Source organism: Mesorhizobium sp. M7A.T.Ca.US.000.02.2.1 (assembly GCF_003996995.1).
Lineage (GTDB): Bacteria > Pseudomonadota > Alphaproteobacteria > Rhizobiales > Rhizobiaceae > Mesorhizobium.
Genome location: NZ_RZTT01000498.1, coordinates 1 through 3,924 on the forward strand (window position 1 = coordinate 1; position 3,924 = coordinate 3,924).

Genomic DNA, 3,924 nt, shown 5'->3' on the forward strand with positions numbered 1-3,924 from the left:
GTCCAGTTCGGTCACTTTCTCGTCTATCTTGGCTACCGCGTTCATGCTGCTGCGCCTTCTGTATTCTTCACTTTTTCAATGGACGGCGTCTCGTCGTCGGTCAGGTTGCGAACCATCGCCTCGAGCCCTTCGATGAGGACGCGACGGGCTTCCGGCTTCACGCCGACCAGCGATTCCTCATAGACTTCTCCGGCAATGCTCTTGATCACGGCGTAGGCATCGCTTGCCTTGGGCGTCAGGAAGATCATGCGGACGCGACGATCGGCGGCGTCGGACCGACGCTCGATCCAGCCTCCCTCTTCCATGCGGTCGACCAGGCGCGAAACGCTGATCGGCTCGATTTCGAGAAGTTCGGCCAGCCGCGCCTGCGCGACACCGTCTTCCTTGGCAACGCGGACCAGAAGCCGCCATTGCGCCGAAGAAAGCCCCAAGCCACTGGCCCTCGCCTCGAAGCGCTTGCGCATCAAGCGCTGCACGTCGTGGATCAAGAAGCCCAATCTGTCGATGCCATCGGAAACCATGAGCGGCATATATAATAAGCGTGCTCACTATTCAAGACGCCCGTTGCACGAGAAGCCGGCAAATGTGCATGACAGCTTTGCCGGACCAATCATGGTTATCGATTTGCAAACGCATGATGGCCGTAGCCCCCGCTACACTGGTCGCGTCTGGCATATTGATGTACAGCCGCTGAACAGGATCGGGGGATCAACGCAATGCCGACGCTTTACGCTCTCAAGCCGGCCTTCCAGGGTCGACTGCGGCCGCTGGTCAATCGGTTGGCGGCAATCGGGGTCACGGCAAACAGCATAACCATCCTGGCGGCCGCGATGTCGATAGCCGTCGGCGCGGCCATTGCGATCTGGCACGAATGGCGCTGGCTGCTGTTGCTTATCCCCGCGGTGATGTTCGTGCGCATGGCGATGAATGCCGTGGATGGCATGCTGGCACGGGAACATGGCCAAGCCTCGACGCTCGGCATGTATCTGAACGAGTTGTGCGACGTCGTTTCGGACCTCGCGCTGATTCTCCCTTTTGCCGTCTTTCCGGAATTTGGCGCATGGGGCGTCGTCGCCTTCGCGATAGCGGCCGTGCTGACCGAGTTCGCCGGCGTGCTCGGCATCGCTGCCAAGGTCGGGCGTAATTATGCCGGGCCGTTCGGCAAGAGCGACAGGGCGCTGGCGCTCGGCGTCGTCGCCGTGCTGTGCGCCGCCGGGCTGTGGCCGGCATCGATAGCGGCGTTTGTGTTTCCGGCCATGGCAACGCTTTCGCTGCTGACCGCCATAAACCGGATACGCGCCGGCATTATTGGCAGCGCCAGCTGAGCATCGAGGCTCGCCATGCCGCCAGAGGGGAAGACCATGATGCACGAACCGATCGCCGCCGCGGCCACGGAAAGCCTTGCGCGGCAAGCACAGGAGCGGGTTTTCCGCAGCCATGACGGGACGGAGATCTTCTACCGATTCTGGCCGGCGGCCTCCGCCGATGCCAAGGGCGCGGTGGTGCTCTTCCATCGCGGCCACGAGCATGGCGGCCGCATGGCCCATCTCGTCGATGAATTGCAGATGCCGGACCACGCCTTCTATGCCTGGGATGCCCGCGGCAATGGCCGCTCGTCCGGCGAGCGCGGCTATGCGCCCTCCTTCTCGGCGCTGGTGCGCGACATCGACTGCTTCATGCGCGAGATTGCAGCCAGGGATGGCTTTGCCACTCGGGATATCGCGCTGATCGCACAATCCTTCGGCGCCGTGCTGACCGCCGCCTGGGTGCATGACTATGCGCCGAAGCTGCGCGCCATGGTGCTGGCCTCACCGGCCTTCTCGGTAAAACTCTACGTGCCCTTCGCCAAGGAGGGCATCGCACTCTGGCAGAAGATCAAGGGCCGCTTCTTCGTCAATTCCTATGTCAAGGCGAAATTCCTGACCCACGATCCCGTGCGCATCGCCTCTTTCGAGAGCGATCCGTTGATCACGCGGCCGATCGCTTCCAACATACTGGTCGAACTCTACCAGCACGCCGTCCGCATCGTCAGTGACGCACGCGCCATCACCGTGCCGACCCAGCTTCTGCTTTCGGGCAGCGACTGGGTGGTGCGCCACGGCCCGCAGCACGAGTTCTTCGTCAATCTCGGCAGCCGCACCAAGGAACGCCATGTGTTGCCTGGTTTCTTCCACGACACGCTGGGCGAGCGCGACCGGGCAAAGGCCCTCGAGTTGATCCGGCCATTCCTGGCCAGGCAGTTCGAGGCACCCGATGCGCCGGTCGACCTTAAGCAGGCGGACATTGCCGGCTACACACGCGACGAGGCCGATAGGCTTGCCTCGCCGCTCGCTCTGATGTCGCCAAAGGGCCTCTATTGGGCATTCAGCCGTGCCTCCATCCGCATGGGCGCCTGGGTCTCGCAAGGAATGAAGGCCGGCGTGACCACCGGCTTCGATTCCGGCTCGACGCTGGACTACGTCTACGAGAACAATGCGCGTGGGCTTACGCCTCTTGGCCGCGTCGTCGACCGCATTTTCCTGGAGGCCATTGGCTGGCGCGGCATCCGCCAGCGCAAGCTGCATCTCGAAGAGCTCATCGGCTCTTGCCTGGCGACGCTCAAGGCCGCTGGCCGGCCAGCGCACATTCTCGACATCGCGGCCGGCCATGGCCGCTATGTTCTCGATGCCATCGTGAAGAGCCCCGATCAGCCGGCGAGCGTTCGCCTGCAGGATTATTCCGACCTCAACGTCCAGCTTGGCCGCAAGCTGATCGCCGAGCGGCAATTGCCGGCTGATGTCTCGTTCCAGCGCGCCGACGCCTTCGATGCCGACATGCTCGCATCGATCGATCCAGCTCCGGATCTTGCCATCGTTTCCGGCCTTTACGAGTTGTTCTCCGACAATGCGATGATAGCCCGCTCGCTCGGTGGATTGGCCAGCGCCATGCAGCCGGGAAGCCTGTTGCTCTACACCAACCAGCCTTGGCATCCGCAGCTCGAGATGATCGCCCGCAGCCTGACTTCGCATCGCGGAGGCGAGGCCTGGGTGATGCGGCGGCGCACGCAGGGTGAGATGGACCAGCTCGTCGAAGCCGCCGGTTTCGAAAAGCTCGACCAGCGCATCGACCAATGGGGCATCTTCACCGTCTCGGTCGCACGGCGCCGCTGAGCAGCATGGCCTCGTCGCTTGCACCCATCGCGCGCACCGAGCCTTATGGACGGGTGGTCGTCAGGGCCGCGCTCTGGCTGGCCTTCCTGGCGCCGTTCTTCTATCTCAGCTACGGCTTCGCCAACTGGCTGGCCTCGCGGCGCGACGAGGTCGGCAGCATCGTGTTCTCGTGGGAGCACGGTATTCCGTTCGTCGCCTGGACCATCGTGCCCTATTGGTCGATCAACCTGTTCTACGGCCTGTCGCTGCTGCTCAACAACGACAGGCAAGGCGTCGACCGCCTGGCCGGGCGCTATCTCACCGCGCAGGTCGTCGCCGTTATCTGCTTCATCCTGTTCCCGCTGACCGCGACATTCGTGCGACCGGCGACGACCGGCCTGCCGGGCTTCCTGTTTGCCGTGCTCGGCGGTTTCGACAAGCCGTTCAACCAGGCACCCTCGCTGCACATCGCCCTTTTGGTGATCATCTGGGATCATTGGCGCCACCGGCTCCGCGGGTTGCTCCTGCCGCTCTGGCATGGCTGGAGCTTCCTGATCGGTGCCTCGGTGCTGACGACCTGGCAGCATCACTTCATCGACATTCCGACCGGCGCGCTGCTCGGGTTCTTTGCGCTGTGGCTGTTTCCGCGCAGCGGCGCGTTGCCGTTTTCAGGCTTCCGGCTGACCAGCGATGTGAAAGCGCGGCGGCTGGCGCGGTTCTACGCGCTGGGCGCGGTCCTCGCGCTGGCCGGTGCAGCGCTCGGCGCCTTGTTCTGCGCCGTTGCGCTCTTCCTGCT

General features: G+C 63.6%; 4 protein-coding genes. 3 read left to right on the forward strand and 1 reads right to left on the reverse strand.

The genetic code is table 11. The features are described 5' to 3' along the window. Positions 1-41: 41 nt before the first annotated feature. The gene (locus EOD15_RS30205; protein ID WP_027038640.1) at positions 42-521 is read right to left on the reverse strand and encodes a MarR family transcriptional regulator; all 480 of its coding nucleotides are present in this window, start codon (positions 519-521) and stop codon (positions 42-44) included. A 195-nt stretch (positions 522-716) separates the two neighbouring features. Here EOD15_RS30205 and EOD15_RS30210 point away from each other — a divergent pair, with 195 nt between their 5' ends. From EOD15_RS30210 to EOD15_RS30220, 3 genes are all read left to right on the forward strand, one after another. After that, a complete protein-coding gene (locus EOD15_RS30210) occupies positions 717-1,325 on the forward strand; it encodes a CDP-alcohol phosphatidyltransferase family protein (protein WP_127322586.1) in 609 nt (202 codons plus the stop codon). Between the two features lie 36 nt (positions 1,326-1,361). Beyond that, the gene (locus tag EOD15_RS30215) at positions 1,362-3,149 is read left to right on the forward strand and encodes a bifunctional alpha/beta hydrolase/class I SAM-dependent methyltransferase (protein ID WP_185929118.1); all 1,788 of its coding nucleotides are present in this window, start codon (positions 1,362-1,364) and stop codon (positions 3,147-3,149) included. Between the two features lie 5 nt (positions 3,150-3,154). Beyond that, positions 3,155-3,924: phosphatase PAP2 family protein (locus EOD15_RS30220; RefSeq protein WP_148129709.1), on the forward strand; the 770-nt coding region annotated here is incomplete at its 3' end.

Coding starts and splice junctions, on each gene's coding strand:
- EOD15_RS30205 (WP_027038640.1), bottom strand. CDS start 521: ATGGTTTCCGATGGCATCGACAGATTGGGCTTCTTGATCCACGACGTG.
- EOD15_RS30210 (WP_127322586.1), top strand. CDS start 717: ATGCCGACGCTTTACGCTCTCAAGCCGGCCTTCCAGGGTCGACTGCGG.
- EOD15_RS30215 (WP_185929118.1), top strand. CDS start 1,362: ATGATGCACGAACCGATCGCCGCCGCGGCCACGGAAAGCCTTGCGCGG.